We start from the raw sequence: 26,857 nt of genomic DNA on the forward strand, positions 1-26,857 counted from the left end.
GGGGAAAGGTTAATTGTAGTTATGTTTCAGAAAGGGGAAGAGAATGATGGCAAAAGGTAAAATTATTTGGGGCACAGTGGCCGCAGTGGCTGCGGGTGCAGGTTATTTAATAAAAAACCCGGATCAACGAGCGAAGCTGGTAGGAAGTACGAAGAAACAGTGGGCAAAGATTTCCGATATGGTAGGTGAGAAAGAAGAAGAGGTTCCATTGGAACAGCGAATCGGGCATCCTGATCCTCTGGACATCAACGATAATGAGATGGTCGCTGAAGGGTCGACGTATTCCGTAGATTATTATAATAAGGAACATGAAAATGAGGACACTTCCACGTCATCTCTTGACAATACTGAAGTACAACGCCATCATTAAGAGTAGAGAATAGACACAGGGTTTTAAGCAAGGGGTTCCTCCCTTGCTTATTTACATTTAGAATTTAACCCGATTTATATCATACATCGCACGAGGTGTTGTTAAGGTGATAACAAGACAAACTACGCTTTGGATGGAATTACAAAAAATAGGCATAATCATCTTTGGCGCCTTCATTGTGGCGATCGGGCTTAATTTTTTCCTGGATCCGGCGAACATATTCGCGAGCGGGATGACCGGGATTGCTCAGCTAGTTTCTAATTTTAGCCCAGTTTCCACGGGTGTGATGCTGCTTTTACTTAATATTCCTGTAGCCATTCTTGGCTGGATGAAAGTCGGTCGTTTATTTACGTTTTATAGTTTTTTGCATGTAGCGTTAACTACGTTCTTTCTGGAAGTTGTTCCATTACAAACCCTTGCCGAGGATTTAATGCTGAATGCCGTATTTGGAGGGATTATTACTGCTGTGGGGGTTGCGCTTCCGCTAAGATTTGGCGCTTCAGCAGGCGGTCTAGATATCATTGCGCTTGTGCTGGCAAGGATGAGTGATCGGCCGCTGGGTGTTTATTTTTTCGGTTTAAACGCGTTAATTGTTATTGCGGCTGGCTTTGCTTTTGATTGGGAACAGGCATTGTTTACACTTGTTTCGATCTATGCAACATCGAGGATCATCGATATGGTACATACGAGACACGTGAAGTGTACCGCGTTTATTGTTACTAAAAAAGCGGATGAGTTACGGGAAGCCATTCATTCGCATGTAACACGTGGAATCACGCGTATGCCCGCTAAGGGAGGGTATGACGAAGCTGAAAAAGAAGTACTTATGATTGCGATTACCCGCTATGAACTTTACACATTACGACAAGTTACAGAAGCCAGTGATCCCGAGGCGTTTACAAATATAGTGCCTACAAGTGATATTGTTGGTTCTTTTAGAAAAGATGATTAATACTGATGGATCGAGGGGAGAATTGTTATGGAAGAAAACCTTAACGTTCAAGTCTCAGCTACGTATGAGGACCACCGTGTTTTTGTAAAAGCAACACTTTCTAACACAGGAAAAGACACGGTAGAGCTCTTGTTTAGAAGCAGTCAACGTATAGAGGTGCGGCTGTATGAAGAAGGGGATTCGGAACAATTTGTGTATCGTTCCTCCCGTATGATGATGTATAGTCAAGTGGTTACAACGTTGTGGTTGGATCCAGAAGAACAAGTCCATTTTACCGAGGAGATTGCACCGTACTATTTTAAGAAAGGAAAAACGTACGGTGGTAATGTTTCCGTTACAATCGATCGTGTTAATGGCGAGATCCCTTTGTCAAAGCCTTCAGACTCTTTTACCGTAAATACGTAATTCAAAAAGGAATGCACTCGATCGGTGCATTCCTTTTTGAATTACCAGAAGGGTACTACGAGTTAAACGAAAGCGATTTAAAACTGAAAACCATATCTTTTCGATACTACATCATAAAACCCAAGAGAATTATAAAGTGCTTTTGTCGCTTGGTTATTCACACCTGTTTCTAGTTCAATTCCTTTCATATCATGCTGTTCAGCCCAATGAATCACATGGAGGAGCAATTTCTTTGCAATACCCCGATTTCTATGATTAACGTCAACGTACAAATCATTGAGCCAGATAAATTTCCCGCCCTTATCCAGGCTTTGCTGGACATTTAAAAAAGCTGCACCCAGCACTTTGCCTTCATGAGAAGCGACAAACATATGTGCATGAGCACTTTCTTCCATCGATGCACGGATCACAGTAATCAATTTATCGTAGGCGTTCGGTCCTCCGATTGAAGCCATTTGACCCATAAGGAGATCAGCTGTTTTGTGGATATCTTCCTCGGTATGTTTATTCGTTAATTCGTATATTTCCATTTTGAATCGACCTCCTTAGAAGCTTACTTGAATAGTATGAAGATACATCCAAAGCATTGATAAAAATAACTGTTGTATTTCTTTTGTGGCAGGACGCGGCTAAATGATCACGTGACAACATCGACGTTAGTGCTCCGTGCGCGTCGCATGTAAAACTTAGCCTCAAAAGATGTTGTTTACAAAGCGACAACTTGTAGGCTTAAGTCTTATCGAAGGACTTGGTTCTTTTTCTCCTCCTGTTTAAACACGTACTATATGGAAACAATAATTTATGATAGCATGGCTTTGCAAGTTTTATGTACTGGATTGAGCAAATAGGATGCAGTCATTAAATGGTAACATCTTATTCAAGAATCATGCTGCTTCAATGTGGTATGATGAGAATTGAAATGTATATAGGGAGGTCTTTGGATGGGTGAACTGTTCGAAACGTTAACCTTTCGAGCGCTATGGACACCTGAACTCATCTTTGTATTAGCGATCGTAGCCATCCTTTATTTATTTCTTACGCGCAAATGGTACGTACGTTTTGAAGATGGGGAAAAACCGCGGGTGAAACAGGATTTCATGTTTGCTCTTGCGCTTCTATGCCTCTACTTAGGGTGGGGGAGCCCATTATACAGCGCGGGGCATATGACAATAACGATACACATGCTGCAAATGGTCTTTGCGTATTTTTTTACCGTCCCGCTTATGATTTTGGCTTTGCCGAAATGGTTCTTACGAGCAGCTTATGAAGGGTTCGGAAAATATGCTCGTCCGTTAAGAAATGCGATGTTTCATCCCATTGTCGGATTAATTATGTTTAATGGCCTGTTTTCTTTTTATCATATACCCGTTGTTTTTGATTATATAATGCTAAATCCGGGGATACATAGCATTTATCAGATGATCTTATTCATAACAGCGTGGATGATGTGGTGGCACATGCTTGCCCCGCTTCCGAGTGAACAATACCTTCATGATTTTAGGCGGATTATTTATATTTTCGGAAACGGTATTTTAATTACTCCAGCCTGTGCCTTAATTATCTTTTCAGGTGGAGCGGTTTATAATACGTATACGGATATGCAATACTGGGCAAGTGTAATGTCCTACTGCCTTCCAGCGGGCGCAAACGTGCCCTCTTCGATGTTTGGGGGTATTGGCTTCTTAGGCGGTTTAGACCCTTACAGCGATCAACAGCTTGCCGGTGTTCTCATGAAAGTTGCTCAAGAACTGGTATACGGAACTGCAATCGGATGGGTTTTTAAACAATGGTTGCAAAAAGAAAGTCATCAGGATGGGGAAGCAACGATTAGCGACATCCCTGCAGATGTTAAAATGGGGGACCGGTGAGGAGGTACAAGCTTATGAGGTATAAAATAGCGACACCATTATTGGCCGCTATTCTCCTTTTATGCAGCGGTTGCGGCTGGTTATATGAATCGGGGAGCGCGGAGAATGGAACGGATTTAGTGGAAGCTGATTTACAAATCAACGACTTTTCCTATACGAACCAGCACGGGGAAACGGTGACAAATGAAGACTTGGAAGGCGAATACTGGTTGGCCAACATGGTATTCACTCGTTGTCCGACCGTTTGCAACACATTAACCCCGAATATGGCGAGTTTGCAAGGGGATCTCGAAAGTGAAGGCGTAGACGCGACGCTTGTTTCTTTCACCGTTGACCCAGAATTCGATGATCCGGAACAACTTCAGTCTTACGGGGAGAGCTATAACGCTGACTTTTCAAACTGGCATTTTCTCGGGGGATATGAAGAGGAAGAAATCCAGCAACTTGCCGGAGACTCGTTTATGAGTCCTGTTGAAAAAGCCCCAGAGCAAAACGATATCATTCATTCTACCAACTTTTTCTTAATTAATCCCGAAGGACAGGTTATCCGCCAGTACGATGGACTTGACAATGATGTAGATAGAATTATTGACGATATCGAAGCGTTGCAGAGCTGACCTATTTTAAGGTCAGTTTTTTTATGTCTGTGTTTCCAGAATATGCAGCTCCGGTTTTTTAACGAACATTTCGACGATCTTTCTCGGCATCCACGATCCAATCCCTGTACGGCTGCTGATTTCCTGTTGGAGATTAGACTTCAACGATTAGCTCTGACTTTCACACCCCTCTGTTACGAGATGACCATCGTCGCCGTTCGGATAGCATCTTTACCAAGAGGTGCTGTTACTTAATGAAGGAGTTGAATCCTCAAAATATGGCTGCCCGATTATAAAAATACACTTGAATTAATGTTTATTCATCGTTATAATAAATAAAAGAAATTGCATAAATATTAAGCGAGGTGCAACATTATGAGAGTGGCGATTGTCGGGGCAACAGGATATGGAGGAGTTGAACTCATTCGGTTACTGCGTCAACACCGGCAAGTCACTGAAATCTCGGTGTTCTCCTCCTCGCAGGCTGAAGAATCTTTAACATTAACTTACCCTCATCTTCAGGACGTATATAAAGGCGTTTTACAGACGATAGATACGAAAGTATTAGCCAGTGCATATGACGTTGTTTTTTTATCAGCGCCTCCAGGAGTGGCAGCGACGCTTGCAAGCGGGCTGTTGGAAGGATCGGCAGCAATTGTGGATCTTTCTGGTGACTTCAGAATAAAAGAGGCGAGGATCTATGAAGAGTGGTATGGGCAGAAGGCGGCTCCTGCAGACCTTAGGAAGCAGGCGGTATACGGGCTATCGGAATGGAATGATGAAGAAATTCGAACAGCAAAACTCATCGCAAATCCCGGCTGTTATCCAACGGCCATATTGTTGGGGCTTGCTCCAGCCGTAAAGCAAGGAGCTGTTAATATGAATTCCTTAATCATTGATGCGAAAACCGGTACAACCGGAGCAGGGAAAAACCCATCGGCCGTTACACACTTCAGTGAAATGAATGAATCTATGAAAATATATAAAGTAAATGAACACAAGCATACCCCTGAAATTGAACAATTACTCGCAGAATGGAATAAAGGTGCGGGGCCAGTCACGTTCACCCCCCATCTTGTTCCTATGAGCCGTGGAATTATGGCCACAATGTATGTGGAAAGCACCGGTGGGTTAAGTCACGATGATTGGTTGCAATTATATAAGGATGCATATGAAAGCCATCCATTTGTACGGGTTAGAAAAAATGGTTTCCCGGCAACAAAAGAGGTGAGTGGCAGTAACTACTGTGACATTTACCTTGATTATGATGCCCGTACCAACCGGGTGACGATTGTCTCAGTCATCGATAACCTCGTCAAAGGAGCCGCAGGGCAAGCGATTCAAAACGCAAATATAATGAACGGTTACAAAGTAACAGAAGGTTTAGACTTTATTCCAGTCTATCCATAACAGAAGGGGGCTATAAAAATGAGCAGCACAACGGTGAATGGGTGTATGAAACAGGTGACGGGCGGAAGCGTTCATACACCCGCAGGCTTTAAAGCAACCGGACTGCATACGAAGGTGAAAAGAAAACGAAAAGATTTAGGGGTTATCGTGTGTGATGAGGCTGCTTCTGCCGCAGCGGTATATACGCTCAACCAAATTCAGGCTGCACCACTTGCCGTAACGAAAGAAAGCATTGCTGCCGGGGGGACGTTGCGGGCAGTAGTTGTAAATAGCGGTCAGGCAAATGCTTGTACAGGAAAAGCGGGGATGGAAGATGCCTATGAAATGCAGAAAAAGACCGCTGATACGTTTGGATTATCACCTTTAGACGTTGCTGTTGCCTCGACGGGGACGATCGGGGATCGTATTAAAATGGATAAAATCTTACCCGGGATTAAAGAGATGAAACCGGAAGCAGAGGCATCCGGATCCGATGCTTTTGCCGAATCAATATTAACGACTGACACTGGGACGAAACAAACGTGTTATGTGACAGAGATCGATGGAAAGGCCGTCCACATTGGGGGGGTTGCTAAAGGCTCAGGTATGATCCATCCGAATATGGCCACGATGCTTGGATTCGTAACAACAGACGCAAACATTGCCCCTGAACATTTGCAACAAGCATTATCGGAAATCACTGATCGTACGTTTAACCGCATTACCATTGATGGTGACACCTCAACCAATGATATGGTATTGACGCTTGCCAGTGGAAAAGCAGGAAATGAACCTTTACACGAGGACCACCCGGATTGGATTCCATTTATTCAGGCTTTGCAATCGGTATGTGAAGAACTTTCTAAACAGATCGCTCGTGATGGAGAAGGAGCGACAAAACTTATAGAAGTTCAAGTTCATGGAGCGCCATCGGATGAAGATGCAGGTAAAATTGCAAAGCAGATTGTTGGATCTGATCTCCTGAAAACAGCGGTATACGGAACGGATGGAAACTGGGGACGGATCATCTGCGCGATTGGATATAGTGGTGTAACCATTGATCCAGATACGATTGATATTTCTATAGGACCCCATTCAACGCTCTTGAATAGTGAACCAGTGGACTTTTCAGAAGAAGCAGTAACCAATCATTTGAAGCAGGATGAAGTATTCATTGCGGTGAATCTTAACCTTGGAAACGGCAACGGAAAAGCATGGGGCTGTGATTTGACGTATGATTATGTGCGTATCAACGCGGGGTACCGAACATGAGTCGTTCTTATGTAGTTGTTAAATGCGGTGGGGCAGCAGTTGATGAGCTATCCAAGGAGTTTTATGAGCGCATCGTACACATGCGAGAGAGCGGGAAAATACCTGTGATTGTTCATGGCGGCGGCCGTTCCGTAAATGAAATGCTTGAGAAGATGCAAGTAAAATCAACTTTCGTAAACGGTTTGAGGCGAACGTCAAAAGAAGTGTTAGACGTAGCTGATATGGTTTTTAACGGTAAGGTGAATCCGATGATATGTTCGAATTTACAAGGAGTGGGCTTAAAGAGTATTGGGCTATCCGGTTGCGATGGACCGATGATCCAAGCCGAATTGCTTGATGAAGAAAACCTGGGCCTTGTTGGTAAAGCGGTGAGTGTCGATTGTTCGCTCATTGATCAAGTCACTTCACTCGGTCTCACGCCGGTGATTTCACCGTTAGTTGCCGGTGAAAATGGGGCGCGGCTGAACATGAATGCCGACACTGCAGCTGCTCATTATGCGCAGGCACTTCAAGCAGAAGAAGTGATGTTCGTTACGAATGTTCCCGGTATTTTGAAAGATGAAAAACAACTAGATTATGTAACAGACCAAGAAGTAAAGGATATGATTACTGATGGCACGGTGTACGGCGGAATGATTCCAAAAGTGGAAGCAGCCCTTCAATCACTCGAGGGATCGGTTCAAAAGGTGACGATCATTGGCGGAGAAGAAAAACAGACAGGACACAGTGGAACTACGATTGTTAAGACAATGGCTTCTGTCCATTCATAGAGGTGATGATAGTGGGAGACACGGATACGCATATTTTTCCGACGTATAAGCGCTGGGATTTAACGTTTGATCATGCAAAAGGAGATACGATTACGACGAAAGAAGGTCATGATTATCTCGATTTTATGAGTGGCATTGGGACGGTGAATATGGGGCATAGCCATCCTGACATCGTTGCAGCTGTGGAAAAACAAGTACAGAAGGGGTGGCATGCTTCAAATTTTTTCCACTATGAAGAGCAAGAACGGGTCGCTTCCCTGTTAGCCGAAGCAACAGGGCTGGATTTTGTTTTTTACGGTAATAGCGGTTCGGAGGCAAATGAAGCCGCGATAAAGCTAGCTCGAAAAGCGACGGGAAAAGAGAGCGTTGTCTCCTTTACGCAATCGTTTCACGGGCGGACGTACGGAAGTTTAGCAGCCACGGGTCAGTCGAAAATTCAGGAAGGTTTTGATCCGCTTCCATCAGGTTTTACGTATGCCCCCTACAATGAAGTTGATGAGCTTGCAAAATATGTAGACGATCAGACAGCTGCTATCATTCTTGAAGTGATTCAAGGTGAAGGTGGCGTTGTCCCTGGGGAGAGGGGTTTTTTAAAACAGACAGAAGCATTGGCAAAACAGCACGGAGCCCTTCTCATAATTGATGAAGTACAAACGGGGATGGGAAGGACCGGCTCGCCTTTTTCATTTCAAAAGTACGGATTAACCCCGGATATCGTTACAGTTGCAAAAGGATTAGGGAATGGCTTCCCTGTTTCTGCGATGATCGGAAGCACACATCTAAAAGCACATTTTGGACCTGGGAGTCATGGTACTACATTCGGGGGAAATCCACTTGCAATGGCGGCAGTAGAAGCGACGCTCCATGTTTTAAATACACCATACTTTCTGGAAGACATTCATGAAAAAAGTCAGCAAGCGTTTCAGTTATTGAATGAGGAATTAAGGGGTCTCGACGATGTCGTTGACATCCGCGGGGACGGATTAATGATCGGTATTGCTTGTAAAGGGCCTGTAGCACCTATCCTTACAAATTTGCAGGCGAAAGGGTTGCTCGCGCTCCCGGCTGGGGAGAAAGTGATCCGGCTGCTCCCGCCTTTAACGATTAGTCAAGACCGGTTAATGATAGGATTAAAGATTGTAGTTGAAGCAATTAAGGAATCAGCGAAAACGACGGCTTCTAGATAAAAGGAGATGGTTACGGTGAAAGGGTATATAGTATTAGAAAATGGTGAAGTATTTCCTGGAAAATTTATGGGTGAACCGCCTGCAGATCTATTCGGTGAAGCAGTATTTTTCACAGGGATGACAGGGTATCAGGAAGTGGCCACTGACCCTTCTTACCGGGGACAAATTGTTGTCTTCACATACCCGCTCATCGGTAACTATGGGGTTCACCCTGATAAGGATCAGAGTGAAGAGTGGCAGCCGCGGGCGTTGATTATGGGGGAGTGCGCTGAAGATGGCTATCACTACCGCTCGGAAGAAACGTTAGCCAATCAGGCTGAAAATGCAGGGATCCCCATCTTAACAGATGTTGATACTCGTGCCCTTGTAAAGCAGATAAGGACCATGGGGGCGATGGGGGCGGTGGTTACAACGAATACTGAGCATGTCGTTTGGGAGGACTACCAACCACCAGGTGACCAACTGCTCGTACAGGAGGTTTCTACCAACGAAATTCAAACGTATGGGACGGGTGATATCCATATCGTATTACTGGACTTCGGCCATAAGAAGGCAATGGTAGAATCCCTTTGTGAACACGGCGCAAAGGTGACAGTTGTTCCTTATGACACAGATGTTTCCACCATTCAAGCGTTGGATCCAGATGGTTTGCTGCTATCGAATGGGCCTGGGAACCCGAAACAGTTACAGGCGCAGCTGCCGAAGATAAAAGCAGTGGTCTCCCAGTACCCTACGTTTGCCATTTGTCTCGGGCATCAACTGATTGCTCTCGCATTTGGTGGCGATACGGTGAAGTTGAAGTTCGGACATCGTGGTGCCAATCAGCCTGTCATTGATAAGAGAACAGGACGCGTGGATATGACCGCCCAAAACCATAGCTATGTCGTCGACGGTCAATCGCTCGATGGAACAGAATTAGAGGTAACACACGTAAACATCAATGATGACTCCGTTGAGGGGCTGGCCCATCAACGATTGCCGATCGTGACGGTACAATATCACCCTGAAGCCAACCCCGGACCTGAAGATAGTCATCATTTATTTAATAATATATTTCACATGATTGAAAAAGAGAAAGAAGTGACCCTCCATGCCTAAGCTAACACATCTAAGAAAAATACTCGTGCTCGGGTCAGGGCCGATTGTCATCGGGCAAGCAGCTGAGTTTGATTATGCTGGTACGCAAGCTTGTTTAGCCCTTCGTGAGGAGGGGTGTGAAGTTATTCTTATTAATAATAACCCGGCCACGGTTATGACCGACGAAACATGCGCAGACAAAGTGTATTTTGAACCACTCACGATTGAAACGTTGGAAAATGTTCTTCAAGCAGAGCAGCCGGACGGTTTGCTCGCTACGATGGGCGGACAAACAGGATTGAACCTCGCACTTGCAGCCTTTGAATCAGGGCTTTTGGAAACGTATCATGTTGAACTCATGGGTACACCGATGTCTTCCATTCAACAGGGGGAAGACCGTGAGGCCTTTCGGACTTTGATGCAGGAACTGAACGAACCAGTCCCGGAAAGTACGATCGTAACAACTGAGGAAGAAGCATTGTCATTCGCCGCAGACGTCGGTTATCCCATTATCGTGCGCCCGGCCTATACGCTCGGAGGTGGTGGCGGCGGGATTGCGAACGATCAAGGCGAATTAGAAGAGATCGTTTCCGGCGGGATCGCTGCCAGCCCTATCGATCAATGTCTTGTAGAAAAAAGCATTTCCGGGTTTAAGGAAATCGAATATGAAGTGATGCGTGATGCAAACGATACTTGCTTAACCATTTGTAATATGGAAAATATCGACCCAGTAGGGATTCATACTGGTGATTCGATCGTCTTGGCCCCCTCACAAACGTTAAGTGATCGTGATTACCAAATGTTACGAACAGCATCAATAAAGGTCATTCGTGCTCTTGGGATCATCGGTGGTTGTAACATTCAATTTGCCCTTGATCCGTATAGCGATCAATATTATTTAATTGAGGTTAACCCGCGTGTGAGCCGTTCTTCTGCCCTTGCTTCCAAGGCTACCGGTTACCCCATTGCACGCATTGCGGCAAAATTAGGGATCGGCTATGGGCTGCATGAATTAAAAAATCCTGTCACAGCTCACACGTACGCAAGCTTCGAACCTGCCCTCGATTACGTAGTTGTTAAGTTTCCGCGCTGGCCATTTGATAAGTTCGTAGACGCCGATCGTACCCTTGGTACACAAATGAAAGCAACCGGTGAAGTTATGGCTATTGAACGGAATATGCAAGCGGCACTGCAAAAAGCGGTTCGTTCATTAGAAATTAAGCTCGATGGATTAAAATGGCCAGGGGTAAGTATGGTAGAAACCCCAGCGTTAGAAGCAGCGCTGCAAAAAGCGGATGATCGCCGTTTTTTCTATATCCTTGAATTAATGAGACGTGGGTATTCCAGCAGCCAAGTGGCCTCTCTTACGCATATTGATCCTTTTTTCCTTGATCATTTTCAACGGTTAGTTGCAAATGAAAAAATTGCAGAGGCTACAACATTTACCGATCTCGATCGTGAAACGCTGGGGCAACTGAAAAAAGCAGGATTTAGCGATCGCTGGCTCGCCGCATGCTGGGGTATTGAAGAAGCGAAAGTGCGAAATTATCGGTTTCAAGAAGGATTGACTCCTGCGTATCACTTCGTTGACACGTGTGCTGGTGAATTTAGCGCGGAGACCCCTTATTATTATTCGACCTATAGTGGAAAAGTGGAACCTGCTGAAAGTGAGAAGCCGGGAATCCTGATTGTCGGATCCGGACCGATTCGAATCGGTCAGGGGATTGAATTTGATTATTGCTCTGTAAATGGTGCACAAGCGGTGCAAAAACTTGGCTATGAAGCCATCATGATGAATAATAACCCGGAGACGGTAAGCACTGACTATGAGACGGCTGATAAACTTTATTTCGAGCCGCTTACGGCTGAAGATGTGATTAATGTCGCCGAACGGGAACAGGTGGAAGGTGTTCTATTACAACTAGGGGGGCAAACGGGCATCGCCCTTACTGAAGAACTTGAAGCCGCTGGCCTGAAACTTTTTGGCGCCTCCTTTGATGTTATCGATCAATTGGAAGATCGTGCCCGCTTTTATGAGTTGATGCAAACGACAGGTATTCCTCATATCCCAGGGCAAACAGGTGTTGATGCCTGCGATACAATCGAAAAGGCAAAAGACATTGGTTACCCTGTCTTACTACGCCCCTCTTATGTGATTGGCGGGCAAGGAATGGCGATCTTCACATCAGAAAAAGAGTTAAAGACTTATTTAGCGTCCAACGATCGTATTGTTTCCTATCCGATTTTAATTGATGGTTATTTTGCCGGTAAGGAACTTGAAGTGGATGTTATTACGGACGGAACGAATGTTTATATTCCAGGAATATTTGAGCATATCGAAAAAGCGGGCATTCATTCCGGTGACTCAGTAGCAATCACACCACCCTACGATCTTTCAGAGCTTATCAAGAATCGCATCGTTAGCTATGCAGAAAAGATTGCTCAACAAATCGATTTTATAGGAATTTTTAATATCCAATTTGTTTTGTCAGAAGATGTGCTCTACGTTATTGAAATTAACCCGAGGGCATCCAGAACGGTTCCGATATTTGCTAAAATCAGCGGCAATAATCTGATCGATCATACGGTCCAGTTACTGCTTGGATATAACTGGAGCGAAGTTTTAGGTGAAACAACAGGATTAGCGAAAGAAACATCATTTTATGCTGTGAAGGCACCTGTATTTTCAACAGATAAATTACCGGGATTAGATCCATTGCTTGGAGCAGATATGAAGTCGACTGGTGAATTGCTTAGTTTTGGGGAAAGCAAAGAAGAGGCAATGCAACAGGCGTTTGCTTGGAAAGATGACCAAGTACCGGCGATTTATCAAGAAACATCAGGAAGCATCTTTTGTCATATAGCCCCCGAACAACTGGACGTTTGTCAGTCAGCGCTTACTCAATTAAAAGACGCAGGGTTTACGCTTTATGGTTTACCTCAAGCCGGAGAAGAGGAACCTTCCTTTACCGAATGGCTAGAACGTGAGGATGGCAAGCTTTATATCAGTATTCCGTCAACAGGGAGCCGGATGTACGAATCCGAGCGTTTGCGAGCAGCAAACAGCCGTAAAATGATCGTTTCCGCACCGGAAACGTTGCTGGAGTTGGTAGCAGCTCGCGGCTGCGAGCATAACATTTGTTCAGCAGAAACATGGAAATGTATAGACTTGCAAAGGACGTGACAGAAATGAACAGTACATCGGAGGTTCTTGAAGAACGTTTACTCAAAGGTAGAGACGTATTGACATGGGGGGACTATACAAGTTCAGAGATTGAACAGTTGTTGGAAAGTGCAGCACAACTAAAAGAAAAGCAGCAAAAGGGCATCCCTCATCAACCTCTAGCTGGACGTTCTCTCGGCATGATTTTTGAAAATGCCTCAACACGAACGAGGGTGTCATTTGAGGTTGGGATGACACAACTTGGCGGTCATGCATTATTTTTAAGTAGTGCTGATTTACAAATTGGTCGCGGGGAACCGATCCAAGATACAGCGAAAGTTCTCTCCCGTTATATAGATGGTCTCATCATTCGTGCGAATGATCACGAAAAGGTAAAACATCTCGCTGAATCAAGTGATGTTCCGGTGATTAATGCTTTAACCGATCTTTACCATCCGTGTCAGGCACTGGCAGACATGTTAACCATACAGGAACATAAGGGAAGTCTTAAAGGACGTAAAATCGTATATGTAGGTGATGGCAACAATGTAGCACACTCACTTATGATCATTGCAGCTAAACTTGGTCTAAACATTACTCTTTCTACACCGGAAGGGTATGAAGGCACAGAGAGTATATGGACGGAAGCGAAGAAAATTGCGATGGAAACCGGGAGTAAGGTCGAGCATGTGGTTAATCCTAAAGAGGCCGTGAAAGATGCGGATGTGATCTATACAGATGTATGGGTGAGCATGGGGGCGGAAAAAGAAGAAGAGGAACGCGGCAAGGTATTTGAACGTTACCAAGTGGACGAAACATTAATGTCACTTGCAGATACAGAAGCGATTTTCATGCATTGCTTACCTGCTCATCGCGGCGAGGAAGTGAGTTCGGCGGTGATTGATGGCCCTCATTCTGTCGTCTATGAACAAGCGGAGAATCGTCTGCACGTGCAAAAAGCGATACTACAGGCCGTTTTTAAATAGAAGAGGATTCAAATGTTCAAAATAAGATCTATTAGTAGGAGCTTTATCACGACCGGTGCCGAGGCTCCACTGCTTAAAGAGCGCAGCTTCTCGACGACTTGCCTTTTTTGCTGAATATACACAAAAGGAGTGTCCCTTCCAGGTTATGGCGGGGATCTTTCTTTTGGCAAAATAAAGTGGCGCGATGATTATCCTTTTCTGATAAAATGAGTGTAATCTAGGAAGGAGCGTATCATATGCACCTCGTTTTTGGGCTACTCATTTTTACGGTTGTGGCCCTAGCCACTTATATGATGATGGCCAGTTATACCGAATTATCTGAGACAGTGGTGGTTATTTTAGCGCTTGGGTTTGCTTTTGTTGCAGAATATACATATATGAAGCTGCGGGCGGATTCTTAATCATGTTTTGAATGGACAGTCTCATCGACAAGGGGGCATTCATAGGATAGGTATTAGCCTTGTATGAAAGGAAGAGACTATGCATCCTATTTATCCGTATCGAAATAAGGCTTATGGATCTTATCCCCATAGTGTAGAAGATAATGGAGAAGAACGAGTCGGTTTTTTCCTGCCATTCGTAGCAGGGCTGGCGGCAGGGCCATTGATTGCAGGAGGATATGGGGGCGGCTACGGTGGAGCGCCCATCCCGCCAGTGAGCTATGGACCTCAGTATGGACCCAGTTACGGGCCAAATTATGGGCCAAGTTATGGACCTCAGTATGGACCCATTTACGGTCCTCCGGGTTATGGTCCTTATCCTCGTCCTCGCCCCTATGGTCCTTGGTAAAAAAAGAAGATCATAAAAAAACCGTGCCATTTATTCAAATGAGCACGGTTTTTTTAGTTGCATAAACGACACCAGTGGTATAAAATTAGTACTAGGTCATAATACTAACTTTTAAGAAATGAATTACGTACAGGAGGGGATGCACATGCGCCAAGCAGGCATTTATGGAATTGGCAATTATGTAGAGGGACGAGAAGTCACCAATAAAGAACTCGAGCAATTTCTGGAGACAAGTGATGAATGGATACGCACCCGAACGGGAATTGAACGACGTATCTTTACCGATGAAAATGTAAATACTTCAGATATGGCATATTTTGCGGCTGTACGTGCACTTGAACATGCGGAAGTTAAGGCAGAAGAGCTGGATTTAATTATTGTGGCTTCCGTAACAGGCGATTACCCTTTCCCTTCTGTATCCTCATTAATACAAGAACGTTTAGGTGCAAATCATGCGGGGGCCATGGATATTGGTGCGGCCTGTGCAGGCTTTGTGTACGGCGTTGCAACTGCCAGTCAATTTGTAGCTACCGGTAATTATGAACGAATCCTTGTCGTAGGGGTAGAACAATTATCCAAGCTGACGGATTTCGAAGATCGTAACACCGCCGTTCTCTTCGGGGATGGAGCAGGTGCTGCTGTAGTAGGCCCCGTAAGTGAAAATCGCGGTCTTCTGTCCTTTGAGTTGGGCTCTGATGGCAGCGGTGCTATGCATATTAAGGCTGATCCCAAAATTTATATGAATGGCCGGGAAGTCTTTAAGTTTGCCGTAAGGCAAATGGGAGATACATGCATAAATTTACTTGAAAAAGCCAACTTGAAAAAAGATGATGTCGACTTTCTCGTCCCACACCAAGCAAATATCCGTATTATGGAGGCGGCTCGACAAAGACTAGAGTTGCCAAAAGATAAAATGGCAGCGGTTGTTCATAAATATGGCAATACATCTGCGGCTTCGATCCCGATTGCCCTTGTTGAAGAGTTAAATCGTGGTAAAATAAAGGATGGAGATTTGGTAGTGATGGTTGGGTTCGGTTCTGGCCTTGTATGGGGCGGTATTGCTCTTCGCTGGGGGCGATAGTCTATCACTACATGTTAAGATTGAAAGTAAATGATAGAGGGGAGAATGAATGATGAGTCGTGTCGTGGTCACAGGCATGGGAACGGTTAACCCACTAGGAAACAACATGAAAAACTCCTGGGAACGAGCGCTTGAAGGGGAGGTCGGGATCGGCCCATTAACCATATTAGAACAAGATATATTTCCAATTAATGTGGCTGGAGAAGTAACAGATTTTCGTCCTGAAGATTACATGGATCGTAAAGAGGCCCGGAAGATGGATCGTTTTACGCATTTTGCAGTTGCTTCTGCTTATATGGCCCTTGAGGATGCTGGCCTTCAGATTAATGATCAGAATGCTGACCGCGTCGGAGTTTGGATTGGCTCCGGTATCGGAGGAATGGGGACATACGAGCAACAATTTCGACAATTTATAGACAAGGGTCCGCGGCGTGTGAGTCCATTTTTCGTGCCGATGATGATTCCGGATATGGCGTCAGGACAAGTTTCGATCCTTACCGGTGCAAAGGGTATAAATTCTTGTACTGTCACCGCTTGTGCATCGGGTACGAATTCTATTGGTGATGCGTTTAAAGTCATTCAAAGAGGCGATGCTGATGTCATGATTACAGGCGGTGCGGAAGCACCGATTACAAATATGGCGATGGCTGGTTTTTCCTCTGCAAAAGCGCTCACTACATCAGATGATCCTACAACCGCTTCCTGTCCATTTGATGCTGAACGGGATGGGTTTGTCATGGGTGAAGGAGCTGGCATTCTTATCTTGGAATCACTCGAAGCAGCACAAGCCCGGGGGGCACATATTTATGCAGAAATTCTCGGATATGGAGCGACAGGGGACGCTTACCATATGACTGCACCAGCCCCTGAAGGTGAGGGAGCCGTAAGAGCGATGGAACATGCGCTTTCAGACGGGAACATCGAGAAAACAGAAGTTGGGTATATTAACGCCCATGGAACCAGTACACCTTACAATGATAAATATGAGACAAGTGCGATCAAGCAGGTATTTGCAGATCATGCCTACGATCTCATTGTAAGCTCTACAAAATCCATGACGGGGCACTTGCTGGGATCAACAGGTGCAGTTGAGTCGATTTTTACGGTTCAGTCACTCGTCGATCAAATGGCCGCTCCAACGATGAATTTAAACAATCCTGATCCCGACTGTGATTTAGATTACGCTCCAAATAAAAAGAAACCAATGAACGCAAAAATTGCACTCAACAATTCGTTTGGGTTTGGCGGACACAATGCAACATTAGCTTTCCGAACGTATGAAGGATAAAACAGACAAAGGAATGTCCCTATATAAAAATGGAGTGATAGAGATTTGGCCTCTCACTCCATTTTTGTTCATTTCATGCTTATTTTAGTACAGGGGGGTGTTAAGCGCTACTGCAGAGCGTCTGAAATAACCCCCCTTTAGAGGATGTTTTAATGAATGGCTTGATGAAATTCGCTGGTAAGATAAAGAATAATCTCCCAATAAGGTAAGAAATGGGTTTATGACACCCCAAATATCAAAGATGGGTCAATATGAGGTGTCGTGGAGAGATGATTTACCCAATGATGACCGAGAATTGTTGATGTAACCATCATTGGCGTAAATGGCTGATTCAGCTATCGTGCACTAGACGTCATTGTTTTGTTCAGCCTTTTGCTGTGCTTCTTGTAGTTCTGCAATTAACAATCCAAAATCCATTTGCAGATGGGAGTAATCTCTGTTCCCTTTCCAATCTCCTCCCCAGTCAAATCCAAGTTCCTTTCCGATCGCAGCAACTTCAAACCAATCAGGCTCCCCGCTCCCATTACCGTCATATTCAATATCCCAGATGACCCTGCCTTCACTGTTTTCAATGGCAAAATCAATCGCTAGGCCATAGTTATGATAGGACTCGCCCCCTTCAGCGTTTGTCACAATGTCACCAGATGTCGTACGACCTTGATCATAGAGTTCGTCCTGTCTTTCGACTGAACGATACCCTTCTGTTATGACGACGGTGATCCCGATTTCATCAGCACGTTCGATTAACGTGTTTTTTTGTTCTTCTACATAGGGATGTAAGCCGTCAACCTCCACAATCTCTTCGGCAAGTGCTTGTTGTTCAGATTTATAATCGTGGAGAGAATCTAGGTTTAGTGCTGCGATGAAGAGAATCGATAGTATCAGAATAGTAAATAATAGTTTCATAAAATATGAGAATCCCCTTATCGTTCATAATAGGGGGCGTAAGTTCCTATCATCATCTATAGCACAAAAGTCTGTAAAATTTCACTTTTCTCGTGTGAGTTTTTGTTTACGTAGTACTGAGCAGTGCCTCAGTACCTTGCACGACTCAACCCGTTGTAACATGGAGTATAACAAACTACTCGTCCAAAAACGAGGAAAGTGTTTCTTGAACTTCCTCTTCATCGAATTCGATAATCTGCCCAGTATGACTGTAATTATTATATTCCAAGCTGTCCTCATGAGGGAGGGTTAACGTTTCAATTTCACTTTCATTATTAAACAAAGTGTTTGCCATTGATATTAACTTCCCTGTAGGAATATCCGTATCAATATGAGAAGATAAGGAACTAACGAGTTGTGGAACATAGGCTAGCGTTTGTGAGGATAATAATTCTTTTCTGAAGTGGGTGAGAACTTCTTGTTGCCGTTCAACACGCTGTTGATCTCCAGGGGCGGCTTCTCGATAACGCATATAATCAAGGATCTCCTCACTGTCCAGTGTTTGCTCGCCGGCTTCGAATGAAATGTCACCATCTCCCGATAAATCTTCTTGGTGCATATCATATTCAATATCTACCGATACGCCTTCGGGTGCGATAATATTTGTAATTTCCTCAAAACCTTCGAAATCAGCAATGGCGTAGTGATCCACGTAGACTCCAAAATTTTCAAGTAATGTGTCTTTGAGTAGATCGACTCCTCCTTTTTGATAAACGGTTTTTAGCGTATGGTCTTGATGCTCTGGAATCGATACATAATTATCGCTGAGAAAGGAAGCGAGTTTGATCTTACCGCTTGGATCGATTTGTGCAACCATGATTGTTTCTGTTGTTTCCGGAAAACCATCACTTTTTCCCAAGAGTAAAACAGTCCACGAATCTTCCATTGACGTTTCAAATGGATGTACGTCGTCCTCAGTAGCATTCGCACGTATGTTTTCTTCTCTTGGTTCTATAGGTGAAGCCGAACGTTCGGTGTTCTCAACCCAGGAAGAACTCCCGTAAGCAGTGCCTATAACAGAAATAATAATGATAATAATAAGAACGAAATAGCCTCTTTTTTTATATAAATTCATTTTGGCCATTCTGTCCCCCCTTTTATACCATCATTGATTATAGCAGATTTTTATGATTTGAACATACCTGTGTTTGGTTACTTAACGCGAGAATGGAGCCATTGAAGGGCTTCTTCGCGGTTAGAAATTTTTCCTTCGATCCATAGACATTCACTTCTTAATAGATAATGCTTGTATTGTGGACCTGGAGTTAAGTTTAATGCCCGTAAATCATCGCCTGTTAATAATGAAGGGATGTGGTGCCGCTTCTTTCGGTATTCCTTGATGAGAAGTGCAAAGTCTTGATTTTTCGAGATCTCTACATATTTTTCAAAGATCAAAAGAGGTGTATTTTCGATATCGTGAATGTTCTCATGCAGGGATCCGAGGGAAGACAATGTTGGCTCGTTCAGTATCTTTAGTCGTGAAAAAGAATTTAATAATTGATTTTCAGATTTCGTCAAGGCAAAACGGGAAAGATGTTGAAGTTGGCCTTGAAAAGCGAATAACGGAATGAATAGGGCAACGTCAGGGATATTTCCCATAGATGCCCTGTTCTCCAAATTCTCCAACATACGTTTAGATGACAAGGACCAGGAGGCAAAAGGGATGAATGCTGATAAAAGCTCCAGTTCGTACATACGTTGAAACGTAGCGACTGCAGTTACTTCCTCAAATAAACGGGTACATTCAGCTTTAATACGATCAGTAGATAAACGGATGATCGCTGGTTCGGCTTTCTTAGCAAATCTTAGAGTGTCTTCGGAAAGAATATAGCCAAACTTTTGTTCAAAACGAAGGGCTCGTAAAATTCGAGTAGGGTCTTCGATAAAGCTTAAGTTATGAAGAACCCTGATTTTCCCATTTGTTAAGTCTTTCTCTCCGCCAAATGGATCTACGAGTGTTCCGAATGATGCTTCATTGAGATGGATGGCCATGGCATTGATCGTGAAATCTCTGCGATAAAGGTCTTCGCGCAGGTTCGATCGTACGACTTTCGGAAGACTCGAGGGAGCGTCATAATATTCAGCTCGTGCAGTTGCAATATCGATGTGTTGCCCGGAAGAGAGAACAATTTTAGCGGTTAGAAAGGAGTCATGGGTGTACAGTGAGCCTCCCAACGTCTTTGCAGCCGCTCGAGCAAATGCAATTCCATCCCCCTCAATCGTGATGTCGATATCTTCATTTTTACGGTGGAGCCATAGATCGCGTACAACACCCCCGATTAAAAAGGCGTTAACATTCATTTCATCCGCAATGTGTCCAATGGTTTGAAGCAACCGATTCTTGTCCGCCGGCAGAAGCTCAACCATCGTATCAATTAGGTTTCGTTTTTCCTTTTGTTTTCTTTCATATTGTTTATCATGTAGAAGTTGTAAAAGATCAGATCGGGAAATCATTCCCATTAGTTCGTCGTCGCTGGTCAAAACCGGTAATCGTCCAATATCATGATCCATCATCAATTGCTGCACCGTTTCACTTGTAGAGTCAGCGTCACACGTAATGACTTTTTCTGTCATATGACCTTTGACCGGTGCATGGCCGAGCCCGTGGTGGGCAGCTTTATCTACATCGCGGCGTGAGATCATGCCGACGAGTTTTGATTCCTCTACGACGGGAAACCCGGAGTGGCCGTAGCGCAAAATCTTATTTTTTACCTCGTCGATGGAAGTGCTGGGATGGACGGATTTAACCGGGTAGCTCATCATCTGCTTAGCGAGAAGTGCTGGTTTCACAGCTAACGATAGATGGGAGTGGATTTCGTTCTCGATCTCTTTTGGATCGCCGTTCTTGATGGTCGCAGCTGCCGCTTGCTGGTGTCCTCCACCACCGATAACACTTAATACCCTGGATACATCGATCCGGTCATTACGACTTCGTGCTGTTACGAAGACTGTTTTTTTCATTTTGGCAATTGAGATGCAGGCATCAGCATTTGAAAAGTCGAGCCACTGCTCTACGATGTCGTTCAAACGACCGATAAACGTGTCGCTTGCGATTGTTCCTATCATGATTGTTAATCCATCCATTTCGCAAGGCTTTCCTTCCTGTAGCAGGTGCATGAAAAGGTCTTTTTGTTCATTGGAAAACGATAATTGGTAAAATTCTTGGACAACGTCAAGTGAAATGCCTTGTTCAAATAAGTAGAGAAGGGCGTACAAGTCCCGGCTCGTGGTATGTCCATATGTCAAGGAACCGGTATCTGTATAGATTCCAAGGGCAAATAAAGTCCGTTCCCAATCACAAAGCTCAATTTCTTTTTCTTTCAAATGTTCGATCAGAATCGTTATCGTTGCGCCAACTTCTGCCGTTTCTCCATGGGCTCCTTCAGGAAGGGATAGGCTCTCTGGGTGATGATCGTAAATGGTCATTGTGTGTACCTGAACATCTTCAAGTACGTTTCCGGTATGGGATGGATGAGACGTATCGACGAGAATGACTTCATCGATATTTTCATTTGTCAATTGCTGTTCTTCTATATAAGGAAATTGGTTTCGATATAAGGCTAAATATTGTTTAATAGCAGGTTGAACGTTTGTTGGTAGTAAAATTTCCGCATTTGGGTGTAATTTTTTTGCAGCAATGAGGGATGCGAGTGCATCAAAATCTGTATTTTTATGGGCAGCGATGATTTTCATATTTTCTCCTTCTCCTTATACCAGCATACTTGTGACCCGTATGAATACAATGAACTAAGGGCTATCAGGGGGGAGATCATCATTGTATTCCGGGTGGCTATGGCTTTAATAGGCATTATAATCTCTGCAATCGGAGGGATTGGGGTGATTGGCTATTCAAACTTAGTCGTATCTGGATATAGCATGTACGAGTATTGGTTTTTCATTATTACAAGAGTTGAATTGTACTTATTTGCAGGCGGCTTATTACTGGCAATGATCAGCCTCACCCGTTTCCCTCGTAAAAGAAAAAAGTAATTCGAACAGCGAAGGGTGGAATAAAATCCCTCATTCCCGACTATACTGTAGGTACGATTTTACGTGAGGAAGGGGGATTCCTAATGGCCCGGATTAGGGATGTATGGGTAAATTGGTTTGAAGGCGAGGAGAATGGATATAACGTCTGTCCATTCCATGAATGGCGAAGTGATGACCGCATTGAAGTGCTCGATATCGTAGAGGTGATAAAAGTCACTGATCATCTTTACTTACAGTTAGAAAATAGCCTGGACACGATCCCTCAACCATTACTGGAAGCTGTGTATCGAAAAAGTGCACTTCGTAAAAATATGTCTAAGCTTCCCCTTGATTATTGCTTTATCGCGACAAATGGGACGAGCACAATTATAGTGGATACACTTGGATATGAAACACCGGTTCGTAAGAGTCGTCTAACACCGCGCCAGGAAAAGCTGGCACTTGAGGCAAGTGAACAGTCTGAAGACCCTAGGTTTGGAGATGAGAGAGAGGTAGAAGAAAAAGAATACCACATTCTTTCTCCTCATCCTGAGTACATGCAAGGATTAACGCGCAAGGAACGGCAATTAAAACAACTACTATTTATGATTATTGACCAATTGGATACCTCAGGTCAAGATGCAGAAATTCGATATTGGTATACGGAATGGTCCCCGGAAAACTATATGGCCATTCAGATGATGAGCGGAGATGAAGCGTTACATGAATTGTTCAAAGAAGTACGCGTGGGGTGGGGCAAAGATCATTACGAGCTTTGTGAAGCAATGGTGAAGGGACAACCTTTCTTTGAGAAATTATGGGATATGCAACACGAGAGCGAAATGCATAAATAAAGGACGTTCGTTCATACTCCATTTACACCCCAACATTTCTTCTTTATAATAGAATCAGTATTGGGGCGAAGGGAGGCTTCAAATTGGACGGTTTAGCATATCTCATTATGCAAGTTTTCACCATCCTAATCGCTTTTGGGTCAATCTTCTTTAGCGTTTACATTGGCCATGTCTGGAGAAAACAGAAGAAAGAATACTAAGGAAAAAGCACTGAACCCATTCCATTGCAGGGGCAGTGCTTTTTGGTTATACGGCAAGATGAGTAGGAAAGCGGGGCTGTCTCTCCAATGATGGGACAGCCTTTTTTAAGTTCGATGCAATCCCATTGCCTCTTCTGCTTTTTGGAGAAGTGTTCGAGCCTGCTTGTTTGCTGTGTCGCTTCCGGCGTCTAACACATTGTCCACCTCATCGGATTCATAGAGTTCATAAAAACGTTTTTGGATGGGGGTGAGTACGGAGACTGTTAATTCGGCAAGGTCGGATTTAAACGCTCCATAGCCTTTGCCTTCGTATTCCTTTTCAATGGAAGACACCTCCTGAGTGCTAAGGAGTGAATAGATCGTTAGCAAGTTGCTAATCGCTGGTTTATTTTCTACATCGAACCGAACATCTTGATCGGAATCAGTCACTGCACTCTTGATTTTTTTCGTAATCGTTTTTTCATCGTCAAGCATGGATATGAAGCCTTTAGTGTTAGCGTCAGATTTACTCATTTTCTTTTCTGGGTTTTGTAAGGACATAATTCTGCGGCCAAGAATCTTTGTCTCGGGTAACGTAAAAATATCGGCATATTGACGATTAAAGCGATCGGCAAGTGTTCTTGTTAGCTCTAAATGCTGCCTTTGGTCATCGCCGACTGGAACAATATCTGTGCCATATAGAAGGATATCTGCAGCCATTAACGGCGGGTAGGTTAACAATCCTGCCGAAACGCCGTTTTTCCCTTCAGATTTGTCCTTGAATTGAGTCATTCGCTCTAATTCCCCGATGTAGGACACGCACTGCATCATCCAAGCTAATTGCGCATGCGCAGGAACTTCCGACTGTATAAAAATGGTTGATTTATTGACATCGAGACCAACAGCCATGTAAAGAGCAGCCAGCTTACGCTTATGATCCCGGAGCTCATCTGGATCTTGTGGGACGGTAATCGCATGTTGGTCTACGATACAAAACATGCATTCATAATCATGCTGGAGGTCAACGAAATGTTTCATTGCTCCCAAGTAGTTCCCGATCGTAAGTGTTCCGCTAGGTTGAATACCTGAGAAAATTTTCTTCATGATTGGTTCGGCTGTCTATGCAGCCTGCACTTCCTTTCTGTCTGATTTGGATAACCCTAGTCCTATGTATAGGTCATGTATATGATAGCTCTATTTTAGAGCATCATAATGGTGGAGTAAATTTAAGATTTGCTGCGCTCCTTTCTTCGACGCCAGAAGTCATAGACAAAAAGCGGCACGAGCAGTAGAAGGATCATATGGGGGAGAAATCCTGTAGATGTCCCGGTCCGATGTTCAAAAAGAATAAGTAGAGCCAGGGCAGCGGCTAAAAAGATCGTCAGCATCCTTGCGATCATTCTCACCCCCTTATCAAACAGTATAACAAAAAGTGGAGGGGAATCGTTTGCAGAGATATCTTATCAGCGTAATCCTGTTATTTCTATGTACTGTAATGAATATGCCGAGCGAATCATTGGCAGAGACAAAGGGATGGGAGGATACAATCCCAGTTAGTCAAGCGGTTAACTTTGATGCAGAAGACCTCGAGGGCAACGCCATCTCCCTTCAAGACTATGCTGGAGAAAATATATTACTTGTATTCTTTACGACTTGGTGTGAAGTTTGTCAGCAAGAACTCCCGATGCTCTCAGAGAATTATCACTCGTTGCAATCGGAGGGAATTGAAGTGCTCGCTATTAATATGACCGCTTCAGAGCGGAACGAAACGGATATTCAGCCGTTTGCAGAGGAGTTGGAAATGCCTGTGGTTATCGATCGTGACGGTCGTATATCAAAAAGCTATGGGGTGAAAGGCATCCCAACAACATACGCCGTTGACAAAGAGCAGCAAATCATTCAAACCTTTTTCGGTCCATTGAACAAAAACGAAGTTCTGCAGGCATTTGAGGGGGAATGATAAAAGTAGTGCGCCGGGATTTGCGCACTACTTTTAGGTTATAAGAGGTTGTGCAAAAAGTCCGGGAAAAATAGCTTTCGTACGCTTCGCCGTTTGCTTCTGCGCTCTTCACGCATGAAAACCATATCCTCGACAGAGAACCCCCTTACCTCTGTGAGAAGTAATGCTTTCGTGGTGCAAGCAGGATGCTCGAAGCTAGGTCTCCTCCATCTACTCGCTCTTTTTATTTATCCTCCGCATTTTAAAAATAATAAAGCCAGGTCATCGTGGCTAGGTAAAAAAGCAACATAAACGAGGAGGGCAGCGTATAGAATCGGCGCTTTCCATTCACAAAAACGGCATAACAAACAAGGGAGCTGTTAATGACTAGAAAAATCGCAGTCATCGTGTGGCTCATTGATGCTGATTGCAAAATCGAACCTGCGTAAAAAAGATCACATAAACATAAAATAATCATATTAAATAAGTTACTTCCGAAGATAGAAGCGGCTGCCAAATTTTCATTATTTAACCGTAGGGCTGTTAACACCGTAATCGCTTCGGGAAGAGATGTAGATGTCGCAATAAGGAAACTGCCGACAAAACTTGAACCGAGTCCTGTAATAACGGCGATCTCATCCCCGGTCAAGGTAAGAGCGGTACCAGCGATAAATATGATGATGGCTGTAATGATGAAGCCAATAACCGCATGTTTCAATGTATACTCCTCTTCGTTCGGTGTCTCGCTATTTTCCTTCTCCTCTTTCGAGACCGGAGTTCGTTGAATGATCCATAAACTTAATAAGTAAAGAGCGATGATCATAAGGGAGTCAATGCCCATATTAAGAAACGGAATTTCAATCGTTGTGAATAGCGCTACTGTGACGATGAGTGTCATAAATACGCCAAATAAGGCTGTATAACGTTGTTGTTTGTGTAAATGGGAAAGCATCTTCCGTTTTCTAAACACAAGATCGAAAACGGCTAGAATGAGTATGTTGAAATGGTTACTGCCGAGAATGTTTCCAACAGCCAGATCAGGGTTATCTAAGTAGACGGCAGTCAAGCTTGTTGTGATTTCTGGCAGAGCGGTAGCACCCGCTAGCAGAAATGTTCCGATCAGCAGAGCCCCCATCCCGGATAAGCGGCTAATAGCATCTGCGTATGTAGAGAGTTTGTGAGCAGTAATGACCGTGACGATCACCGCCGCTATAAATATGACATATACCATTGCAATCATCCTTTTATAACTGCATGACTATCGATTTTTAGTATTTATTAAAGACTTCTGTTTTATCCAGCATGGCATATTTTGTGAAGAAATAGCAAAAACAATAGCATATGTTGACACGGGCATGTTACCGTAGATGATATAGTATTGTGTAGCGCAATTGAAATAATCGGACGAAAACGGAAAGTTTAAAAGGAGTGTAAGGATATAAATGCCTGCATTTGCAGTTTTATTACCTATGAAGAGTCAGAAATTAACCGAGGAATATCGTTCAGCGCATCTTGATTTTTTAGAGCGCTTACAAGAAGGAGGCCATGTTCTTGCAAGAGGCCCATTTGTGGATGGAACAGGCGGTCTCGTCATTTATCAGGCTCCATCGGCAGAGGCAGTTGAAACGTTAGTGAAAGAAGATCCATATGTAGAACATGGTGCACGTGATTATGAGATCCATGAGTGGGCGATGGTTTCCAATCGTTGGGATTTGCCTGGAAGTTAATGCAGAACGATACGGCGAAAGAATAGAGGAAGGGCCTACGAGAACGAGGGC

27 protein-coding genes are annotated in these 26,857 nt (G+C 44.0%); 20 read left to right on the forward strand and 7 right to left on the reverse strand.

What is annotated here, in order from left to right:
• The first annotated feature begins 43 nt into the window (after positions 1–43).
• The 3 genes from HNR44_RS01945 to HNR44_RS01955 all read left to right on the forward strand — a co-directional run bounded on the left by HNR44_RS01945 (position 44) and on the right by HNR44_RS01955 (position 1,727).
• Positions 44–370 (forward strand): hypothetical protein, encoded by a 327-nt coding sequence (locus HNR44_RS01945; protein WP_184402439.1) that lies wholly within the window; start codon positions 44–46, stop codon positions 368–370.
• A 106-nt stretch (positions 371–476) separates the two neighbouring features.
• Entirely contained in the window at positions 477–1,322 is an 846-nt protein-coding gene (locus HNR44_RS01950; RefSeq protein WP_343069328.1) for a YitT family protein, read from the forward strand.
• A 27-nt stretch (positions 1,323–1,349) separates the two neighbouring features.
• Positions 1,350–1,727 carry a BsuPI-related putative proteinase inhibitor gene (locus HNR44_RS01955; RefSeq protein WP_184402440.1) on the forward strand — a complete coding sequence of 126 codons (378 nt, stop codon included), beginning with the start codon at positions 1,350–1,352 and terminating at the stop codon, positions 1,725–1,727.
• Positions 1,728–1,804: 77 nt separating this feature from the next.
• Here HNR44_RS01955 and HNR44_RS01960 read toward each other — a convergent pair whose 3' ends face one another.
• A complete protein-coding gene (locus tag HNR44_RS01960) occupies positions 1,805–2,257 on the reverse strand; it encodes a GNAT family N-acetyltransferase (protein ID WP_184402441.1) in 453 nt (150 codons plus the stop codon).
• 411 nt (positions 2,258–2,668) lie between these two features.
• On the opposite strand from HNR44_RS01960, the gene ctaG reads away from it, so the two are divergent.
• The 13 genes from ctaG to fabF all read left to right on the forward strand — a co-directional run bounded on the left by ctaG (position 2,669) and on the right by fabF (position 17,193).
• Complete coding sequence (ctaG, locus tag HNR44_RS01965) at positions 2,669–3,595, forward strand: cytochrome c oxidase assembly factor CtaG (RefSeq protein WP_184402442.1); 927 nt, start codon at positions 2,669–2,671, stop codon at positions 3,593–3,595.
• A 14-nt stretch (positions 3,596–3,609) separates the two neighbouring features.
• Positions 3,610–4,212: an SCO family protein gene (locus HNR44_RS01970; protein WP_184402443.1), complete on the forward strand. Its 603-nt coding sequence runs from the start codon at positions 3,610–3,612 to the stop codon at positions 4,210–4,212.
• A gap of 354 nt (positions 4,213–4,566) precedes the next feature.
• Positions 4,567–5,601: an N-acetyl-gamma-glutamyl-phosphate reductase gene (gene argC, locus HNR44_RS01975; RefSeq protein ID WP_184402444.1), complete on the forward strand. Its 1,035-nt coding sequence runs from the start codon at positions 4,567–4,569 to the stop codon at positions 5,599–5,601.
• Positions 5,602–5,619: 18 nt separating this feature from the next.
• Positions 5,620–6,852: a bifunctional ornithine acetyltransferase/N-acetylglutamate synthase gene (gene argJ / locus HNR44_RS01980; RefSeq protein ID WP_184402445.1), complete on the forward strand. Its 1,233-nt coding sequence runs from the start codon at positions 5,620–5,622 to the stop codon at positions 6,850–6,852.
• The gene (gene argB / locus HNR44_RS01985; RefSeq protein ID WP_184402446.1) at positions 6,849–7,622 is read left to right on the forward strand and encodes an acetylglutamate kinase; all 774 of its coding nucleotides are present in this window, start codon (positions 6,849–6,851) and stop codon (positions 7,620–7,622) included. Before argJ ends, argB begins: the two co-directional genes overlap by 4 nt.
• 11 nt (positions 7,623–7,633) lie before the next feature.
• Positions 7,634–8,809: an acetylornithine transaminase gene (argD, locus tag HNR44_RS01990; protein ID WP_343069330.1), complete on the forward strand. Its 1,176-nt coding sequence runs from the start codon at positions 7,634–7,636 to the stop codon at positions 8,807–8,809.
• Positions 8,810–8,824: 15 nt separating this feature from the next.
• The gene (locus tag HNR44_RS01995; RefSeq protein ID WP_184402448.1) at positions 8,825–9,907 is read left to right on the forward strand and encodes a carbamoyl phosphate synthase small subunit; all 1,083 of its coding nucleotides are present in this window, start codon (positions 8,825–8,827) and stop codon (positions 9,905–9,907) included.
• On the forward strand, positions 9,900–13,070 hold the full coding sequence (gene carB / locus HNR44_RS02000) for a carbamoyl-phosphate synthase (glutamine-hydrolyzing) large subunit (protein ID WP_184402449.1): 3,171 nt from the start codon (positions 9,900–9,902) through the stop codon (positions 13,068–13,070). Before HNR44_RS01995 ends, carB begins: the two co-directional genes overlap by 8 nt.
• A 5-nt stretch (positions 13,071–13,075) precedes the next feature.
• Entirely contained in the window at positions 13,076–14,035 is a 960-nt protein-coding gene (argF, locus tag HNR44_RS02005) for an ornithine carbamoyltransferase (RefSeq protein WP_184402450.1), read from the forward strand.
• Between the two features lie 236 nt (positions 14,036–14,271).
• Entirely contained in the window at positions 14,272–14,436 is a 165-nt protein-coding gene (locus HNR44_RS02010) for a hypothetical protein (protein WP_184402451.1), read from the forward strand.
• A gap of 79 nt (positions 14,437–14,515) precedes the next feature.
• Positions 14,516–14,824 (forward strand): penicillin-binding protein, encoded by a 309-nt coding sequence (locus tag HNR44_RS02015; protein ID WP_246406925.1) that lies wholly within the window; start codon positions 14,516–14,518, stop codon positions 14,822–14,824.
• 145 nt (positions 14,825–14,969) lie between these two features.
• Complete coding sequence (locus HNR44_RS02020; protein WP_184402452.1) at positions 14,970–15,905, forward strand: beta-ketoacyl-ACP synthase III; 936 nt, start codon at positions 14,970–14,972, stop codon at positions 15,903–15,905.
• A gap of 49 nt (positions 15,906–15,954) precedes the next feature.
• Positions 15,955–17,193 (forward strand): beta-ketoacyl-ACP synthase II, encoded by a 1,239-nt coding sequence (gene fabF, locus HNR44_RS02025; protein ID WP_184402453.1) that lies wholly within the window; start codon positions 15,955–15,957, stop codon positions 17,191–17,193.
• A gap of 345 nt (positions 17,194–17,538) precedes the next feature.
• On the opposite strand, the gene HNR44_RS02030 is transcribed toward fabF, so the two are convergent.
• The 3 genes from HNR44_RS02030 to HNR44_RS02040 form a co-directional block, all read right to left on the reverse strand.
• Positions 17,539–18,099 carry a M15 family metallopeptidase gene (locus HNR44_RS02030; RefSeq protein WP_184402454.1) on the reverse strand — a complete coding sequence of 187 codons (561 nt, stop codon included), beginning with the start codon at positions 18,097–18,099 and terminating at the stop codon, positions 17,539–17,541.
• A gap of 175 nt (positions 18,100–18,274) precedes the next feature.
• Positions 18,275–19,222, reverse strand: coding sequence for an LCP family protein (locus HNR44_RS02035; protein WP_184402455.1), 948 nt, complete (start codon positions 19,220–19,222; stop codon positions 18,275–18,277).
• A gap of 68 nt (positions 19,223–19,290) precedes the next feature.
• Positions 19,291–21,831, reverse strand: coding sequence for a CBS domain-containing protein (locus tag HNR44_RS02040; protein WP_184402456.1), 2,541 nt, complete (start codon positions 21,829–21,831; stop codon positions 19,291–19,293).
• Here HNR44_RS02040 and HNR44_RS18140 point away from each other — a divergent pair.
• Both HNR44_RS18140 and HNR44_RS02050 read left to right on the forward strand, forming a co-directional pair.
• On the forward strand, positions 21,811–22,128 hold the full coding sequence (locus HNR44_RS18140) for a YuzI family membrane protein (protein ID WP_484494486.1): 318 nt from the start codon (positions 21,811–21,813) through the stop codon (positions 22,126–22,128). The two genes, HNR44_RS02040 and HNR44_RS18140, sit on opposite strands and share 21 nt — an antisense overlap.
• Positions 22,129–22,211: 83 nt before the next feature.
• A complete protein-coding gene (locus HNR44_RS02050; RefSeq protein ID WP_184402458.1) occupies positions 22,212–22,961 on the forward strand; it encodes a DUF3603 family protein in 750 nt (249 codons plus the stop codon).
• Between the two features lie 305 nt (positions 22,962–23,266).
• Here the strand turns inward: HNR44_RS02050 and trpS are convergent, their stop codons facing one another.
• Together trpS and HNR44_RS02060 are read right to left on the reverse strand one after the other, a co-directional pair.
• Positions 23,267–24,244, reverse strand: coding sequence for a tryptophan--tRNA ligase (trpS, locus tag HNR44_RS02055; RefSeq protein ID WP_184402459.1), 978 nt, complete (start codon positions 24,242–24,244; stop codon positions 23,267–23,269).
• 122 nt (positions 24,245–24,366) lie between these two features.
• Positions 24,367–24,540 carry a hypothetical protein gene (locus tag HNR44_RS02060; RefSeq protein ID WP_184402460.1) on the reverse strand — a complete coding sequence of 58 codons (174 nt, stop codon included), beginning with the start codon at positions 24,538–24,540 and terminating at the stop codon, positions 24,367–24,369.
• A gap of 47 nt (positions 24,541–24,587) precedes the next feature.
• Between HNR44_RS02060 and HNR44_RS02065 the strand changes: the two genes are divergently transcribed.
• Positions 24,588–25,100, forward strand: a complete 513-nt coding sequence (locus HNR44_RS02065; RefSeq protein ID WP_184402461.1) for a peroxiredoxin family protein — start codon at positions 24,588–24,590, stop codon at positions 25,098–25,100.
• A 241-nt stretch (positions 25,101–25,341) separates the two neighbouring features.
• On the opposite strand, the gene HNR44_RS02070 is transcribed toward HNR44_RS02065, so the two are convergent.
• On the reverse strand, positions 25,342–26,310 hold the full coding sequence (locus tag HNR44_RS02070; RefSeq protein WP_184402462.1) for a sodium:calcium antiporter: 969 nt from the start codon (positions 26,308–26,310) through the stop codon (positions 25,342–25,344).
• A gap of 211 nt (positions 26,311–26,521) precedes the next feature.
• Here HNR44_RS02070 and HNR44_RS02075 point away from each other — a divergent pair, with 211 nt between their 5' ends.
• On the forward strand, positions 26,522–26,806 hold the full coding sequence (locus HNR44_RS02075; protein WP_184402463.1) for a YciI family protein: 285 nt from the start codon (positions 26,522–26,524) through the stop codon (positions 26,804–26,806).
• The last annotated feature ends 51 nt before the right edge of the window (positions 26,807–26,857 follow it).

Source organism: Geomicrobium halophilum, assembly GCF_014207655.1.
Classification (GTDB): Bacteria; Bacillota; Bacilli; order Bacillales; family Marinococcaceae; genus Geomicrobium; species Geomicrobium halophilum.

Bases quoted from the DNA above. Each gene is read 5' to 3' on its own strand.
- HNR44_RS18140 (WP_484494486.1), top strand. From the start codon at position 21,811: ATGGGCAGCGATGATTTTCATATTTTCTCCTTCTCCTTATACCAGCAT.
- HNR44_RS02020 (WP_184402452.1), top strand. From the start codon at position 14,970: ATGCGCCAAGCAGGCATTTATGGAATTGGCAATTATGTAGAGGGACGA.
- HNR44_RS01945 (WP_184402439.1), top strand. From the start codon at position 44: ATGATGGCAAAAGGTAAAATTATTTGGGGCACAGTGGCCGCAGTGGCT.
- HNR44_RS02015 (WP_246406925.1), top strand. From the start codon at position 14,516: ATGCATCCTATTTATCCGTATCGAAATAAGGCTTATGGATCTTATCCC.
- argJ (WP_184402445.1), top strand. From the start codon at position 5,620: ATGAGCAGCACAACGGTGAATGGGTGTATGAAACAGGTGACGGGCGGA.
- fabF (WP_184402453.1), top strand. From the start codon at position 15,955: ATGATGAGTCGTGTCGTGGTCACAGGCATGGGAACGGTTAACCCACTA.
- argB (WP_184402446.1), top strand. From the start codon at position 6,849: ATGAGTCGTTCTTATGTAGTTGTTAAATGCGGTGGGGCAGCAGTTGAT.
- HNR44_RS02010 (WP_184402451.1), top strand. From the start codon at position 14,272: ATGCACCTCGTTTTTGGGCTACTCATTTTTACGGTTGTGGCCCTAGCC.
- HNR44_RS02050 (WP_184402458.1), top strand. From the start codon at position 22,212: ATGGCCCGGATTAGGGATGTATGGGTAAATTGGTTTGAAGGCGAGGAG.
- HNR44_RS01960 (WP_184402441.1), bottom strand. From the start codon at position 2,257: ATGGAAATATACGAATTAACGAATAAACATACCGAGGAAGATATCCAC.
- HNR44_RS01970 (WP_184402443.1), top strand. From the start codon at position 3,610: ATGAGGTATAAAATAGCGACACCATTATTGGCCGCTATTCTCCTTTTA.
- ctaG (WP_184402442.1), top strand. From the start codon at position 2,669: ATGGGTGAACTGTTCGAAACGTTAACCTTTCGAGCGCTATGGACACCT.
- HNR44_RS02040 (WP_184402456.1), bottom strand. From the start codon at position 21,831: ATGAAAATCATCGCTGCCCATAAAAATACAGATTTTGATGCACTCGCA.
- HNR44_RS02075 (WP_184402463.1), top strand. From the start codon at position 26,522: ATGCCTGCATTTGCAGTTTTATTACCTATGAAGAGTCAGAAATTAACC.
- HNR44_RS02035 (WP_184402455.1), bottom strand. From the start codon at position 19,222: ATGGCCAAAATGAATTTATATAAAAAAAGAGGCTATTTCGTTCTTATT.
- HNR44_RS02070 (WP_184402462.1), bottom strand. From the start codon at position 26,310: ATGGTATATGTCATATTTATAGCGGCGGTGATCGTCACGGTCATTACT.
- HNR44_RS02060 (WP_184402460.1), bottom strand. From the start codon at position 24,540: ATGATCGCAAGGATGCTGACGATCTTTTTAGCCGCTGCCCTGGCTCTA.
- argF (WP_184402450.1), top strand. From the start codon at position 13,076: ATGAACAGTACATCGGAGGTTCTTGAAGAACGTTTACTCAAAGGTAGA.
- carB (WP_184402449.1), top strand. From the start codon at position 9,900: ATGCCTAAGCTAACACATCTAAGAAAAATACTCGTGCTCGGGTCAGGG.
- HNR44_RS02030 (WP_184402454.1), bottom strand. From the start codon at position 18,099: ATGAAACTATTATTTACTATTCTGATACTATCGATTCTCTTCATCGCA.
- HNR44_RS01955 (WP_184402440.1), top strand. From the start codon at position 1,350: ATGGAAGAAAACCTTAACGTTCAAGTCTCAGCTACGTATGAGGACCAC.
- trpS (WP_184402459.1), bottom strand. From the start codon at position 24,244: ATGAAGAAAATTTTCTCAGGTATTCAACCTAGCGGAACACTTACGATC.
- argC (WP_184402444.1), top strand. From the start codon at position 4,567: ATGAGAGTGGCGATTGTCGGGGCAACAGGATATGGAGGAGTTGAACTC.